Origin of the sequence: Pseudoalteromonas sp. MER144-MNA-CIBAN-0113 (genome assembly GCF_040308965.1) — a bacterium.
Classification (GTDB): Bacteria; Pseudomonadota; Gammaproteobacteria; order Enterobacterales; family Alteromonadaceae; genus Pseudoalteromonas; species Pseudoalteromonas tetraodonis.
Map to the genome: position 1 here is coordinate 1 of NZ_JBEOOG010000273.1, position 289 is coordinate 289.

Below are 289 nucleotides of genomic sequence, written 5' to 3' on the forward strand. Positions count from 1 at the left end.
TGTAAATGATGGTCACTGACCAGCAGGCTTAATCGGTCAATATCTTGATCGTTATCGAAAATAGGAATGCTCAGCGTTTCTAAATGCGAAGTAAAGCCGCTCAGTGCTTTTTGCATTTCATAGCCTGTTAAATCAAGTTGATGCCTTTGGGTAATTTGCGACAGTACGGTGGCGGCTACAGAGTGAGTATGCAAAACACACTGTGCATCAGGTATAAGCTGATACAAACTTAGGTGTAATTGTGTTTCTGCCGATGGCTTTACAGCTCCTGCTAGGCGCTCGCCTTGGT

General features: G+C 44.3%; 1 protein-coding gene. It reads right to left on the reverse strand.

Annotated features, from left to right (window positions below; all coding sequences use genetic code 11):
- Positions 1 to 289 (reverse strand): class II aldolase/adducin family protein (locus AAEY57_RS19680; RefSeq protein WP_350608630.1); only part of this gene is annotated, 289 nt, incomplete at both ends.